Source organism: Collinsella aerofaciens, from assembly GCF_015560135.1.
In the GTDB taxonomy this organism is placed as follows: Bacteria; Actinomycetota; Coriobacteriia; order Coriobacteriales; family Coriobacteriaceae; genus Collinsella; species Collinsella aerofaciens_AN.
The window spans coordinates 1-14,688 of sequence record NZ_JADMRH010000016.1 but is presented as its reverse complement, the minus strand read 5'-3'; the positions used below and the strand labels follow the sequence as shown (position 1 = coordinate 14,688).

12 protein-coding genes are annotated in these 14,688 nt (G+C 57.7%); all 12 read right to left on the bottom strand.

The window, feature by feature from the left end:
* Window positions 1-102: 102 nt before the first annotated feature.
* The 12 genes from I2H19_RS07240 to I2H19_RS07185 all read right to left on the bottom strand — a co-directional run bounded on the left by I2H19_RS07240 (window position 103) and on the right by I2H19_RS07185 (window position 14,401).
* Entirely contained in the window at window positions 103-1,083 is a 981-nt protein-coding gene (locus I2H19_RS07240; RefSeq protein WP_195232948.1) for an alpha/beta hydrolase, read from the bottom strand.
* A 104-nt stretch (window positions 1,084-1,187) separates the two neighbouring features.
* The gene (locus I2H19_RS07235) at window positions 1,188-2,558 is read right to left on the bottom strand and encodes a PTS transporter subunit EIIC (RefSeq protein ID WP_158554644.1); all 1,371 of its coding nucleotides are present in this window, start codon (window positions 2,556-2,558) and stop codon (window positions 1,188-1,190) included.
* Between the two features lie 68 nt (window positions 2,559-2,626).
* Entirely contained in the window at window positions 2,627-3,466 is an 840-nt protein-coding gene (locus tag I2H19_RS07230; RefSeq protein WP_195622198.1) for a PRD domain-containing protein, read from the bottom strand.
* Between the two features lie 200 nt (window positions 3,467-3,666).
* Window positions 3,667-4,155 carry an S-ribosylhomocysteine lyase gene (locus tag I2H19_RS07225; RefSeq protein WP_117798872.1) on the bottom strand — a complete coding sequence of 163 codons (489 nt, stop codon included), beginning with the start codon at window positions 4,153-4,155 and terminating at the stop codon, window positions 3,667-3,669.
* Between the two features lie 151 nt (window positions 4,156-4,306).
* A complete protein-coding gene (locus tag I2H19_RS07220; protein ID WP_195622197.1) occupies window positions 4,307-5,797 on the bottom strand; it encodes an FGGY family carbohydrate kinase in 1,491 nt (496 codons plus the stop codon).
* A gap of 56 nt (window positions 5,798-5,853) precedes the next feature.
* Window positions 5,854-6,795 (bottom strand): transketolase family protein, encoded by a 942-nt coding sequence (locus I2H19_RS07215; protein WP_195622196.1) that lies wholly within the window; start codon window positions 6,793-6,795, stop codon window positions 5,854-5,856.
* The gene (locus I2H19_RS07210) at window positions 6,788-7,624 is read right to left on the bottom strand and encodes a transketolase (RefSeq protein ID WP_199408789.1); all 837 of its coding nucleotides are present in this window, start codon (window positions 7,622-7,624) and stop codon (window positions 6,788-6,790) included. The genes I2H19_RS07215 and I2H19_RS07210 overlap by 8 nt, the downstream gene beginning before the upstream one ends.
* A 2-nt stretch (window positions 7,625-7,626) precedes the next feature.
* Complete coding sequence (locus I2H19_RS07205) at window positions 7,627-9,027, bottom strand: L-fucose/L-arabinose isomerase family protein (protein WP_117793903.1); 1,401 nt, start codon at window positions 9,025-9,027, stop codon at window positions 7,627-7,629.
* 257 nt (window positions 9,028-9,284) lie between these two features.
* Entirely contained in the window at window positions 9,285-10,295 is a 1,011-nt protein-coding gene (locus I2H19_RS07200; RefSeq protein WP_192923971.1) for a LacI family DNA-binding transcriptional regulator, read from the bottom strand.
* Window positions 10,296-10,477: 182 nt separating this feature from the next.
* A complete protein-coding gene (locus tag I2H19_RS07195) occupies window positions 10,478-11,896 on the bottom strand; it encodes a 6-phospho-beta-glucosidase (protein WP_195622195.1) in 1,419 nt (472 codons plus the stop codon).
* 146 nt (window positions 11,897-12,042) lie between these two features.
* On the bottom strand, window positions 12,043-13,491 hold the full coding sequence (locus I2H19_RS07190; protein ID WP_229089837.1) for a PTS transporter subunit EIIC: 1,449 nt from the start codon (window positions 13,489-13,491) through the stop codon (window positions 12,043-12,045).
* Between the two features lie 70 nt (window positions 13,492-13,561).
* Entirely contained in the window at window positions 13,562-14,401 is an 840-nt protein-coding gene (locus tag I2H19_RS07185) for a PRD domain-containing protein (protein WP_229089836.1), read from the bottom strand.
* Window positions 14,402-14,688: the final 287 nt, after the last annotated feature.

The following is a 14,688-nucleotide window of genomic DNA, read 5'->3' as shown; positions in this document are numbered from 1 at the left end:
ACTATATAAACATTCTAGAACATTAGCCGTCTTTTGATGGAGTCAATACCGCAAACAACACGCACCAGAGTCACATGGGCAAAAGGGCGGCGTGTATTTTACTTAGCCGAGATAGCCCTTAAGGAACTCAATGACACCCGAGCACCAGTGATCAGTTTCCGGCGCATGAGGTTTCATTAACGCATGTCCTCCTTCTGGATACACAATCTCCTCGTGGTGCACCCCAGCCGCATCCAGTGCGTCAACCATCTTTCCGAGATTGCCGGGCGATACGACATCATCGTCGGCGCATTGCCAAAGATATGTCGGCGGATACCGTTCCCACACATGTTGATCAATGCAGAAATCATCAATCGCATCGTGCCCAGCTCCACCGCACACCGAATCAAGAAATCTATGGTCTGACGCACATTCGGACTCATGAAGGTCAATCGGGGCGTAACACAGAACCAAAGCTTTTGGCGGCTCGCATCCGTAAGATGCAAACCCCTTGTTATCCGTCCCCCACTCGGCGGTCAAATGCGCGCCAGCGGAAAAACCGATAACCGCATATTTTTTGTCCACATTAAATCGCGTTGAATTCTCGAGGACAAAACGGACTGCGCGATTAAGGTCATCGATCGGGCGCGGCATCAGCGGCTCGACCCTCACCCTGTATGACAACACAAACACGTTATAGCCCGCATCGTTGAGCTCGGGAGCAACGGGAAAACCTTCCATTTGGTGACAAACGCTCTGATAGCCCCCACCCGAAATCGCGATAACGAATGGCGCCCCCGGTCGCCCCGGAAAGAAAAACAGCTTTGCGTTGCGCCGGGTCGGATCGCGAATACAATCGGCTTCATCCCAAATATCGTATGCAACCTGCCTCCCGTCATCCGCAAGCTCAACAATCCGATTCAACCCGCGCAGAACACGAGTAACTTCATACGGATTAGTGTCGGAATTCAAATGGGCCGCGATGGGCTTATTCCACATGCGCTCCCAAGTTGAAGGTCGGCAAAGCATGAGATGCTCACCGAACCCAGCGAACTCAGGAAGAAGTGCGATTTCTCCAAATGTCATATCGGCAGTAATTGTCATAACCAGTCACTCCAAAAACGAGGTGGGCTCGCGCAGATCAATCGCAAGCCCACCATATGCAATCTGCCGCGGGGTTTTCAGCAGCTTACATTCCGAATAATTGTCTATTCCGCCGACGTGTCTGCATCAGGGCGATACATGATGTAGACGAGGACGAAGGTAAGAATAAAACCAACGACATTGCAAAGGATCGCACCAATAAGGCTGCTCATATCACCGGAAGGATTCATGTAGCCGGGGAAGCTGAAAATACCACTCGACGTCATAACGAACGTGCGGGTATTGAAGATAGCCGGGATAACAGCGCTAATTGCACCAGAAATCATGGAAGCGACGATGATCTTCTTGTGCTCCAAAACTATGCCGTACAGGGCAGGTTCTGTAATTCCGCACAGGCTCGTAATGGCACAGCTGAATCCAAGGCTCTTTTCGCTCGGATCCTTCGAGCGGAAAGCAAACGCCAAGCAAGCGCCGACGACACCCATGCTACCGCAAAGAAGTCCAAGGATAGGGTCGGAACCGACGGTCATAATATTGTTGATGGAGATCACAATGAGGGCCCAATGGAGTCCAAGAGGAATCATGACGAGGCCAAATATCGGTCCAAGAATAACGCCGCAAAGAATGGGGCTGAACTGATAGACCGCCAGTACGGCAGTCGCAAGCAAGGAGCTCGCCTGTTGGATAACCGGGCCAACCACAAGAAGCGAGATGGGGGCAGCAATAGCAACTGTCAGGAACGGAACGAGTGCAAATGCCAAAGCATCGGGAAGAACCGCACGCAGCCACTTATAAAGAACGGATGCGAACCAAGCCGCCACGATAGCGGGAAACACCGTCGAGGCATAGCTCACCATCGTGAACTTCATGCCGAACAAATCCAGCGCATCACCAGCTCCAGCTGCGGCAACAAAAGTCGGGTAAAGCAGGATTGCACCGAGCACCGCACCGATATATTGATCGATTCCAAAGAATTTGGCCGCAGACGATCCGACGAGAACGGGCAAGAAATACATGCTGGCGTTTCCCATGCCGTACAGCAGGGTATAAATTCCGCTCTCAGCGGAAACGACACCTGCCGTCGTCAGGATACTAAGGACGGCGTTTATCATTCCGCATGCAATCAAGGCGGGAAGAACGGGCATCATGATGCCGCTGATCAGCTTCATCAGCTTTCCCAGAAAACCTTTGGTCTCGCCTTCATCTGCCGCGGACTTCCCGGTGTCAACCCCGGTTTCCTTTGCAACGATTTCGTAGACCTTATCGACCTTGGGCCCCACAATCACTTGGTATTGCCCTGCTGAATGGCGAATATCGATCACACCATCGATTGCCTTGACTTTTGCATCATCTACGATGCTTTCGTCCTTAAGATTGAACCTTAAACGAGTCATGCAGTGGGCTACAAATGTAACGTTTTCTGCACCGCCCACCATCTCGAGAATCTCGGCAGCGAGCTTGGTTGTATCTGCCATAAATACCATTTCTCCCATGTTGTGTTTTATATGTAACCATCGGCAAAGCGCGCGCCTTCGCCGACCAATTACCTAGCTTTCGATGCGATTCGATTGATATGCATCATCAGATAGAGTCTTTCTTCGTCTATAAGTTCTTGGCCCGTCAGCCGGCTGAGAACAGAAGCGATGTCATCGGCGCACGCCGATGCCACCGGATATTCATCTTTGAGCGAGAGATACATCTTGCGGTTGTCGCTTACGATACTTTCGCCAGAGTTCAACCTATTGAATAGGTACTGAAGGTGGGTTGCGAACCTTGCATAATCGAAGCCCTCCCGATCAACTTGAATACCAAGCCGTCTTTCAACAGCAATAGTTGATTCTTCGAGAACGCGATCGTAAACGTCCGTGCCAAACTCTTCAGCCAGCTCACATGAATCCGAATCGGCCATGTTATTGATAAACGCCATGGCAATTCCAACTGTCTCATGAGCGGGAAGCCTAACATTGAGACGTTTCCTGATTATTCGAAGCGCGTACTCGCCGATTTTGAATTCGACGGGATATTGTTGGCGAACATCAAAAGACAAGGGCATATGGACAACAATGTTTTGCTCCTTGCGCTTAATTGCATACGCGATATGGTCCGCAAGAATAAACGGCAAATTAAGGCTTACTTCATAGGGAAGCAGTCCTGTCGACATATCAATAACATCCGAGGTCAGCTCGAGAAGTTCATCCGAGACTTCATCAATGAGAGCGATGTAGCGGGAACTAACGTTATAGAACGTTCGTTGAATCTCCGAGAGCGGTAATTCATCGCCAACGTCCTTAAACCCCAGGCCACGCCCGAATGCCACCAGCTGCCTGCCATTTCCGTCGATGCAGAGGACAGCGCTGGTGTTAATTCGTTTAACGATTTCCATGTGTCCCCCTTAAACAAAACAAGGCTCCCGAAGCAGAATCCGACAATCAATGTCGACAGATGCTGCTTCAGGAGCCTTGCCTGAATATCACTCTGTTTGCCAGCTTAAGCGAAACACCGTAAATGACCTCGTGTAAACATTACTAAACAGTTAAACGGTCGATATCTCCATGTGAACGGTTTAGAAGCAGAAGGCAATCCTTACGCCTGCTGGTAGTGCAGGTGCTTCTCGTCGATATCGGCCAGGTCGCGGTCGAGGTAGCGGCGCGCGAGCCAGTTTGCCATGGGAAGGTTCTGGTCCAGGTAGTTGCCGCACTCCTCGGGAGCGGCACCGGGGACATCGCCCTCAAAGTCGGCGACGAACTCAAAGAGCTCGCGCACGAGCGGCAGGATCTCCTCGCTCGTCACCTCGCCAAACACGACCAGGTAAAAGCCCGTGCGGCAGCCCATGGGGCCAAAGTAAACGATACGGCTCGACCACTCGGCATGATTGCGAAGGAAGGTCGCACCCAGGTGCTCGATGGTGTGGCACTCAGCCGTGTTCATGACCGGCTCTTTATTGGGCGTGGTCAGACGCAGGTCAAAGGTGGTGACGGCAGCGCCGGTCGCCGGATCGCGGTCGATGCGACTCACGTATACGCCGGGCTCAAGCAGCAGATGATCGACAGAAAAGCTCGCAATGCGCTCCATGGCAGATCCTCTCGATAGTCAATTTGGGACGGGGCTCTTTTAGCTGGTTCGAATGGTCACACCAATCATACCAGTCAAAAAAGCCCGTCCCAAATTAGCCACCTGGGACGAGGACCGATGATTATTTGATCCCCGTCCCAGAAAAATCATGCTAGGCGGTGTACGAGATAGTCGCGGCCACTGCATGGCGCCAGCCGGCGATCTTTTTGGCTCGCTCGTCAGCGGGCATGGCAGGCTCCACGATGCCGCGGGCGCCGTAGACGTCGACGACATCGCGTGTGTACATGCCCAGTGCGATACCACAGGCCCAAGCCGCGCCCAGACCGCTCATCTCGTCATTGCTCGCAATGCGGATGGGCGAGCCAACCAAATCGCTCTCAAACTGCATCAGGTACGCATCGCGCGTGGGGCCGCCGTCAACACGAAGCTCGGCAAGCGCCGCGCCCGAATCCTCGACCATCGCATCAATGACGTCAAAAATCTGATAGGCGATCGACTCGTCGGCAGCCTTTACGAACTCCGCGCGGCCCGTGGTACGTGTCATGCCAAAAACGCATCCCTCGGCATCACTTGCCCAGTGCGGCGCACCCAGGCCGGTAAACGCCGGCACAAAGTAGACATGGCTCGCCGGGTTGGCGGCGTAGCACAGGTCGGTGACCTCCTCGGGGTTGTTGATGAGCTCCAGGTCGTCGCGCAGCCAGGTCTTGACGGCGCCGGCGTAGCTCACGTTGCCCTCGAGTACATACTCGGTCACGCCGTTCATACGCCACGCAAGCGAGCTCGAAAGCCCGTGCGAGCTGGCGACAAACTCGTTGCCGACGTTCATCATGACCGAGCTGCCGGTGCCATAGGTCGCTTTGGCCATACCGCGGCTGTGGCAACCCTGCGCAAACAGGGCCGCATGGCTGTCGCCCAGCACGCCGTGTACCGGCACGGGTGCGGGCAAAAAGCCATCCAGGTCCGTTGTGCCAAACAGACCGTCGGAATCGGTCACCTGCGGCAGGCAGGCCGGATCGATGCCAAAGGCCTCGCACACCGGCTCGCTCCAGCAGCCACGGCGCAGGTCGAAGAGCTGCGTGCGGCTGGCATTGGACCAGTCACAGCGAAACTCCGCGCCGCCCGTGAGCGTCCAGACCACCCAGGCATCGATGGTGCCCAGACACAGCTCACCCGACGCCGCGGCCTCGGCAGCCGCCGGAACGTTCGCGAGGATCCAAGCCATCTTGCCCGCCGGATAGTAGGGCGAGAGCACCAGGCCCGTTGTGTCACGCACCAGCTCTGCCACGCCTTCGCGCGCCGCAAGCTCGTCACACAGCTCGCGGGCGCGGGCACACTGCCACACCACGGCGTCGCACAGCGGCTCGCCCGTCGTGCGGTTCCAGGCAACGGTGGTCTCGCGCTGGTTGGAGATGCCAATACCGGCAATGTCGGCCGGATTGACCCCGGTCTCCTCCACCACGGCACGCGCCACGGCCAACACGTTGGCGGCGATCTCGACCGGATCATGGCTCACCCAGCCGGCATCATTGACAATCTGGCGATGCGAGCGGTCGGCACGATGAATCAGATGGCCGCCCTCGTCCACCAGCAGCGCCTTCGTGCCCTGCGTGGATTGATCGATTCCGATGATGTAGCGGCCCATGGCCACCCCTTTCAAAATGAATGTGACAAAGGGACTGTCCCTTTGTCACATTCCAATTACTCTGCGGGAAGGAACTCGGCAACGGTCTTGGCAATGCCTTCGCCGGTGAGGCCGTAGTGCGCAAAGACCTCGGGGCTCGTGCCGGTGATGACCGGCGCGTCGGGCAGGCTCAGGCACTTGACCGGACGCGGGCAATGCTCGCCCACGACCTGCGCGACCATGGAACCCAGGCCACCGAAGGGGCTGTGCTCCTCGACGGTCACGACGGCGCGCGTGGCCCCGGCGGCCTCAATCACGGCCTCGGCGTCGAGCGGCTTGACGCAGTACATGTCGAGCACGGTGGCGGAGATGCCCTGCTCGGCGAGCAGATTGGCGGCGTCCACGGCATGGCGGACCATCTCGCCGGTGGCGACGATCGTCACATCGGTACCGCGACGCACCCAGGTGGCGCGGTCCATCTGGAACGGGCACTCATCCTCGGTGTACACGTCCTCGACCGGGTTGCGGCCAACGCGGATGTAGGCCGGCTTGTTGTCGGCGACCAGGGCGCGCACGAGCTCGGCGGTCTGGAAGCGGTCGCTCGGCAGATACACGCGCATGTTGGGGATCGCGCTCATGGCGGCGATATCCTGCGCGGAATGGTGGCTCATACCCAGGGCGCCGTAGGACACGCCGCCCGAGATGCCGATGAGCTTGACGTTGGTGTTGGAGTACGAGACATCGACCTTGCACTGCTCATACGAACGCGTGGTCACAAAGGACGCCGGCGAAGCAGCCCAGGCCTTCTTGCCGCACGAAGCCATGCCGGCGGCGATGCTCACCAGGTCCTGCTCGGCAATGCCGACCTCAATGGACTGCTGGGGATACTGATCGAAGAACGGCGTGAGCGACGCGGAGCCGCGGGAGTCGGAGCACAGGACGACGATGTCCTTATCGGTCTCGGCGGCCTCGAGCAGCGTGTCGCAGATAACCTTGCGGTTGGCGATCTTGTTAGCCATTGATGGCCTCCTTATGGGCAGCGAAATCGGCGATGATCTGGGCATATTCCTCGTCGTTGGGCAGGTGGTGATGCCAGCCGGCCTTGTCCTCCATGACGGGCGAGCCGTAGCCCTTCACCGTGTTGAGGATGATGACCGTGGGCTTACCCTTGGTCTCGGCCGCAAGCGTCAGCGCGGCGTCGATGGCCTGGACGTCGTTGCCCGGAATGGACAGCACGTTCCAACCGAAGGCGGCCCAGCGCTCCTCCTGCGAGTCCTGCTTCATGACGTCCTCGGTGCTGCCACTGATCTGCAGGCGGTTGCGGTCCACGAGCGCGCACAGGTTATCGAGCTGGTAGTTGCCACCGCTCATGGCGCCCTCCCAGACCGAGCCCTCGGCAAGCTCGCCGTCGCCCATGATGGTGTAGACGCGGTAGTCGCGACCGTCCATCTTGCCGGCGAGCGCCATACCCACCGCCACGGGCAGGCCGTGACCGAGCGAGCCGGAGTTCATCTCGATGCCCTTGAGTTTATTGTTGGGATGGCCGATGTAAGGACTGCCGAACTTGGAGAAGCGGGCCTTGACGTCGTCGAGGTCCAGGTAGCCCTCGTGGCACAGCACCGCGTAATAGGCCTCCATGGCGTGGCCCTTGGAGAGCACGAAGCGATCGCGGTTGGGATCGTCGACGGTCTCGGGCGAAATGTTAAGGTGGTTGGCGTAGAGGGTCATGAGGGCGTCGATCACCGACATGTCGCCGCCGATGTGGCCGCCGGCGCCGGCCATGATGATGTCGACGCAATCGCGGCGGAGGTCCCAGCGCAGGGACTCAAGCTCTTCGATAGTTGCCATTTCTACTCTCCTCGCAGGTAGGCTTTGACGTCTTCTTCGATGGGGTCGTACAGGTCGGGCTGGATGCCGATGTACTTGCATGCCTCGTAGAGCACCGGCACCACGTTGGCGTGGATGGCCACGCAGTGGTGGATGTAGGGGCCCTCGACGATCTTTGCCTCGAGGCGCTTGAGGTTCTCGACCTCGACCCACAGGTAGGTGCCCATACCGGCCGGGCCGTCGATGCCGCGGGCATTGCCCAGCAGCAGCGAGTACTCGCCGTTGTCGCCGTCAAAGCGGGCAAGGGTGAGGTCGCCGTGCTTGGCCTCGGCCGTCAGCGCGCCGGGGTGATCGAAGGCCAGCGGATAGGTGAGCTTGGGCTTGACGGCCGCGCAGCTGCAGGGCCAGGGGCCGCAGTGCTGCAGCAGCTCGCCGTTCTCGTTGTCGGGATGGCGGACGGTCCAGTCGGCGAACATGCCGCGGTGACGGCCCAGGTCGGCAGCCTCGACCATGAGCGCGGTGATGGCGCCGTGGATGTCGGTCTCGCAGACGACCGGGATACCCATCTCGTTGAGGATGGCGTTGGCGGCGCAGGGCATAATGCCCAGCTCGTCCTGCAGGGCATTCCAGCACTGGATGGCGCCGGCGTTGCAGCCGTACTTCTCGACCAGACGCTTCATGGCGATGGCGAGTCCTGCGACCGCGGGAACCTTGTCCTCGGGGATGCAGATCTCAAAGCTGTCGGCGATGTGGGCGAGCATGGCGGCCATGGCCTGCTCGTCGGCCTGGGCGTCGCGCACGGCCTGGACCAGCTCGGTCATGGGGATGGGCGAAAGCTGGATGTTGAACTTCTCGAGCAGCTCGCCCTCGTTGCACATGGTCGACCAGAAGTCGAACGGGCGGGTGGCCATCTGCAGGATGCGGGTGTGCTTGAAGGTCTTAACGACGTTGCACACGGCCAGGAAGTCCCAGACGCCGCGCTCGAACTCGGGGTCGGTCAGGCGGCAGTTGGTCATGTAGGTGAAGGGGACCTGGAAGCGGCGCAGGACCTTGCCGGTGGCGAACAGGCCGCACTGGCTGTCGCGCAGGCGGGTGCCGTCGGGCTCGGGGCGCTCGTCGCGCGGACCCCACAGCAGCACGGGCAGACCGAGCTCGCGGGCAAGGCGGGCGCAGACGTACTCGGTACCAAAGTTGGCGTGGCACAGCATGATGCCGTCAACGCCCTCGGCGCGGAACTTCTTGACGATAGGCTCGATATGGCTGTCGTCGAACAGCAGGCCCTCGTCGTTGATGTCGTCGATATCAACGATGTCGACGCCGATCTCGCGCAGGCGGTCAGCCGTCAGACCGCGGTACTTGATCGCGTCCGGCGCGCTAAAGATACTGCGGCGCGTGGGCACAAAACCGAGCTTGATCTTATCCATGTACGTCCTCCCCTAGTCACATGTTCAGTAAACAGACGCATGTTTCGTTTTGTTCTGTTTACTAAATGTTTTACTCTTTTGTTTAAAAGTTTAGCGCGAAAGTCTCGTAAACGGTAGAGAAATCAGCCTAAACGGTATGTAAACAATCTGAACATACAAGGGCAACAAAAAGAGGGCCCCGAAGGACCCTCTTTTGAATAGCGCTATGTTAACTGCCCTAGCGAGCTTTGGCACGCTGCAGGCGATGCCGTCTCCGCCTAGATTTCGCGCACGCTCTGGCGCTCGACAAAATAGGTCGAGACGGCCGTTTTGCAGGTATAGCTCTTGGGATTGCGGATGTTGCCCACCAGACGGCGCACCGCGATCTCGCCCACCTCATGCTTGGGAACATGCACCGTGGTGAGCGGCGGATTGGAGAAGGCGCCCAAAGACAGGTCGTCAAAGCCGATGATCGAGACATCCTCGGGCACGCGAATACCGTGCTCGTTGAACGCGCGCATGGCGCCCACGGCGAGCACGTCGTTCTCGGCAAAGAAAGCCGTCGGCAGATCGTCGCGCGAGACGTTGTCGAGCCACACGCCCATGTCGTGATAAGCGCCCTCGAGCGTGGTACCCAGCGTGACGTGCCATGCCGGGTTGGCCTCAAGATCCGCGTCCTCAAGCGCTTGGCGATAGCCGCGCTCGCGGTCCTTAAAGTTGCGGATCCGAAGGTCGCCCGCCAGATAGCCGATTTGCCTGTGGCCTTTCTCGATAAGGTAATCCACGGCACGCAGCACCGAATCGGTGTTGGCGATGACTACGGCATCGAAGTACTGGCGATCGCTCCAGCCGTCGAGCACAATCAGGTGGGCGGCAGCGTCGGCGAACAGGGCGTAGTCCTCCTCGCCCAGCTCGGTACCCATCAGCACGATGGCGGCCGACGGGTCGGCGATCAGGCCCTCGACCTGCGGGCGCACGGCGTCCAGGTCGCTAAAGTCGAGCGAGACAAAGCTCGTGCTCATGCCGTGGCGACGCGCCTGGCGCTCCACGCCCTCGATGACCGCGGGATGGAAGGTGCTCTCGTCCAGGATGGCGCCCGTCTTGCGCGCAAGCACAAACTGGATGCTCTCGAGCTGCGTCGACTGCTGATAGCCAAGCGACTGCGCGCACTCCAGGATGACCTTGGCGGTCTCCTCGCTCACGCTGCGCTTGCGGTTGAGCGCGTTGGACACGGTTGCGGGCGAAAAGCCGGTAATGCGGCTGATCTCGCGGACGCTTGCTTTAGCCATCGTTCCCCCTAGCATCGGTCGCGGCCGAGCATCGTGGCTTGACCGCCCCGTGGCTCGGCAACTAAACGACCGCAAATTCAATCTAAACAGAATAGTAAATGTTTAATAGCTAGTTTAGCCTGTTGTCAAGCGAAGTGGCACGACTATTCCCCCAACGGGCGCATTTGTCCATCTTAACGTTATTACGCAAGGTCTTCGCCATTGCTTGCTATTACGCGTCGGTACCATTCGAAGCTTTTCTTTTTACGTCTCTCAAACGAGCCCGCACCGCTATCGTCTCGATCGACATAGATAAACCCGTAGCGCTTACGCATCTGTCCTGTGGCGACCGAAACCAAATCGATCGGGCCCCAACAGGTATATCCCATGAGTTCCACCCCGTCGAGCTCGACGGTCTCCCTCATCGCCTCGATGTGGGCCCGCAGGTATTCAACTCGATAGTCGTCTTCTATTTCACCCGAATCTTCCGGCACATCAGGAGCACCCAAACCGTTTTCGACGATGAACAGCGGCTTTTGATAGCGATCCCAGATTTCATTCATGGTGACGCGCAGCCCTTTGGGGTCGATAAACCTCCCCCAAGGCTCCTGTTTTAGATACGGATTAGGCGCCGAGCGAAGAAGGTTCGAATCGAACTGACCTTCCGCATGCGCTTTTGCGACGCGCGTCGAGTAATACGAAAACGAGACGAAATCGACCAGGTTTGCAGCCAGTACTTCGCGGTCATCATCCCGATAGGGCACCTCAAAACCATGGCGGGCGTATTCCTTGAGAACATAGCTCGGGTACGCACCGCGCACCTGGACGTCGGCAAACATGTAATGGCTGCGATTCTCAGCCTGCGCAGCCAGCACATCGTCCGGATCACATGTAGCCGGATAGAAGACACCTGCGTTGAGCATGCAACCGATCTTCGCCCCAGGGCACAGTTCATGACACGCCCCGACCGCACGGGCGCTCGCAACCAATACATGGTGCACGGCCGTGTGAACCGTTGCATAGCGATTCTCCCCTTGCTCGAAGATGATCCCCGCCGCCATAAAGCACGCCTGCGTCATGATGTTGATCTCGTTAAAGGTCAGCCAATAATTGACCAATCCCCGATAGCGCTCGAACACGGTACGCGAATATCGCTCGAACAGGTCGACCGACCTGCGATCGCGCCATCCGCCATACGCATCGACGAGATGCATGGGGACATCATAGTGGTTGAGCGTCACCAAAGGCTCAATGTCATGCGCGCGACACGTCCTAAAAACATCCTCGTAAAAGGCAAGGCCTTCTTCATTGGGCTCGGCTTCGTCTCCTTTGGGAAAAATGCGGCTCCAGGCGATTGATAAGCGCAGGCATTTAAAACCCATCTGGGCAAACAGTTCAATATCCTGCTTGTACCTATGGTAAAAATCAATGCCCTTGCGAGCGGGATAGAAGCTGTCGGGTGCCAACGCACGCGGATCAAGGTCTCCCCGCATGACGTCCATGCGTTGATCGCCAAACGGCAGCATGTCGGAATTGGCTAAACCGCGACCGCCTTCGTTCCATCCTCCCTCGCACTGGTTTGCAGCCAGAGCCCCGCCCCATAAAAAATCTTCTCTAAACATTATGGTGTCGTCCTTTCTATCAAATTCCCGGCCCACACTGTCGAACGCAACGGACTCGGCAAGTGCCGCGCAACAGCACAGTACCGTTGCGCGGCCAAGGGGTCGGACCGCGCAACGGCTGGGGAGCATATTTGTGCAGTAGCCTCTTATGCCTCGACGGATTCAACGGCCTCAGAGTCGCCGCTCTTGGACTTCAACGGCATCTTCTCCTGTCCTTCAAATCCAAAAACCATCGCCAACGCAAACGTCACGGCACCGCCAGCAAGACACCCGATGGTGCCAGGGATGATATCCTGAGCAAACATGAGCACGTTCATCCATGGGAAACCAACGCCAGTGAAGATATAGACGTTGGCATGAAGAAGGCTTACCAGCAGACCACCGACAGCACCACCAATCATGTTCCAGGCAAGAGCCTTCTTGTCGCGAAACAGGATGCCGTAGATGATGGGCTCACTCACGCGACCGAAGGCATAGGCGATGAACAAGTTCCAGCCCGTGGCTCGACTCTCCTTGCCCTTAGCGCGCAGGCCATAGGCGAGCGCGATGGCAAGCGTGGTGTAGGCTACAACCGCGGTGCCGGGGTATAAGATGGCGTCGTAACCGTTCTGGAGCGCGGCGGGCAATATGGCGGTATAGATCGGCACGTGCATGCCGGTGGCGATGATCAGATTCCAGAATGCGCCGGTAACCGCGGTCGCAGCGGGACCGGCAACAGAGGCGAGCCAAATGATGAAATCGGCCACAAGGCCCATGACAAATTGGACGGCAGGGCCGCAGAGGCACAGCGCGACCGGCAACATCACGAGCACCGTACCCACGGGTACGATCAGAATGCGCAACATATCAGGCGAGATCTTCTTAAAGAAGCGCTCAACATAGGACTGAGCCCAGGTGATCAAGATGACCGGAAGAACAGCCTGGGTGTAGTTGACGAGCTGCATGGGGATGCCGAAGACGCTGAAAGGCTTTCCGTCCTCAACAATAGCGAGCATGTCGGGATAAATCATCACAACAGCGATGAGCAGTGCCAGCACAGGACTCGTTTTGAACTTCTTAGCCGAGCTATAGGCGGCAAACACCGGGAAGTAGTAATACGCCGCATCGCCCACCAGGGAAAGGATCCGATACAGGTCGCTCGTTTCGGACATAAAACCGGCGCCTTCGGGCCCAAACAGAATAACGAGCATCTTGAAGATACCGGCGACACAAAAGATCGGAAGGATCGGGGTGATAGCGCCGCTCACGGCATCGAGCAGCTGATTGAAGAGGTGCTTGGGCGCCAAGCGCTCCTTCCAGCTAAGCTGAGGGCCATCGAGTTCCTCGTCAATCGATACCGTGACCTCGAATCCGCCCTGCTTACAAACCTCGTCGTAGACCTTGTCGACCGTGGGCCCGACCACCAGCTGCACCTGCCCTCCGGCGTGCACGACGCTGATGATAGACGAGATGTCCTCAAGCTTCTCATCATTCGAGAGGCTTTCATCCTTGAGGTTGAAGCGCAGGCGCGTCATGCAATGCGTAACCGAAGCCACGTTTTCCGCCCCGCCCACAGTGGAGAGAATCTGCTCTGCCACCTTTTTGTAATTTGCCATCATTGGCTCCTTTGCACAATCTTGGCTTACTGTTCGAATCGGCAAAGGTCATGCCCCGAATGGCTACGGGTTACAATCCTTTTTTGGAGATGATCCGGTTGAGATGGATCATCAGATAGAGTTCCTCCTCCTCGGAGAGCGTGGCGTCCCACGTTTCACGACAATAGGAACCGATATGCTTCACGCACTCTGCCAACTGCGGAAACCCCTCACGAAAGTTCTTGTACATCTGCATGTTGGCGCTGTTCAGCGACTCGCCGGCTTGAATGCGCTTGAACAGGTACCGCAGATGCGTGGCGAAGCGGGTGAAATCAAAGGAATCGCGGTCGACAATAATGCGGAAATCGCTTTCGAGAATCTCGATAACGTCCTCGAGCATATCGTCGAACTGCTTTGCGGGCTCGGCCGTGGCTTTGACGGCTTCAACAACCCGTGCGTTCACGAGATTCATCGCAATACTGGCAATCTCATCCTTGGGAAGCCGCTCTCCGAGCTCCTTCTCGAGTCGCATGACGATAAACTGGGCAGCCTTGTATTCCTTCGGATACGTCTCCCGCACTTCATAGGCAAGAGGCATCGCGATGCGGACCCCCTTTTGGGCTCGCGCAACGGCAAACGACAGGTGATCAGCCATGAACAGCGTCGCATTGGTCGAGAGGTCGTAGGGCAGTTCGTTGGCGACGATGTCCATCACCTTGGCCGTGAACATCACGATCTCAGAAGGAAGGTCGCGCATGACGTCCTGCCCTTTGGGGTCGATGTCATAAAACGTATGCTCAATCTTAGAGAGCGGCAGCTCGCGGGGAAATTCTCCCCCAAACCCGACGCCCCTGCCCATGGCGATCACGTCGCGCCCCTGCCCGTCGCGGCAAAGAACGGCATTGTTGTTGAGCTTTTTAATCGCAAGCATGGTGAACCTCCTTTCAAGAACACTCACAGAAAAAGGCATGATAGCCAATAGCAGTGCTATTGCGGTCATGCCTTACGTAACAATCCGTGTTGTATTGCTCTTGGGCATGCCTCCACACAGGAGTAACAATCCAAGATGCAGAATGCATTATAGCACTCTCCCCGCCCCGGGGACCATCGGGCTGGCGAACGGTAGATGTCGGCCCGCCAGCCTTGATTCTCATTTTCATTGCAACAGCCTCAGGACTCAGCGCAACGCGTTGCGCTGAGTCCTGAGGCGCGAATCCG